This window comes from Novosphingobium umbonatum (assembly GCF_004005905.1).
Taxonomy (GTDB): Bacteria; Pseudomonadota; Alphaproteobacteria; order Sphingomonadales; family Sphingomonadaceae; genus Novosphingobium; species Novosphingobium umbonatum.
Window position 1 is genome coordinate 1 of the sequence record NZ_SACO01000081.1, and the last position, 255, is coordinate 255.

Annotated in this window: 1 protein-coding gene; it reads left to right on the plus strand. The window is 50.6% G+C overall.

Features of this window, described 5'->3' with window-relative positions:
• A partial coding sequence (locus tag EOE18_RS18370; protein ID WP_164852827.1) for a recombinase family protein occupies window positions 1-255 on the plus strand: 255 nt, incomplete at both ends.

Below are 255 nucleotides of genomic sequence, written 5' to 3' on the forward strand. Positions count from 1 at the left end.
ATGCTATGCATTTCTTTCAGTACAAAGGGCAACTTCACCGCTTCAAGGTGAAAATTGTCTCAATCACGCAAGCGTTTGGCGATGACCCTGCATCCGACCTCGCTATTGGCATGTTGTCGCTGTTTGACGAATATCAATCCGCAGAAATTCAAAAACACGTGACGCGGACGATGCTAGCGAATGCGAAGCAGGGCAATTGGAACGGCCAAACCCCGCCGTTCGGTTACATGACTGTTGCAGTCCCGCAGCCCAAAG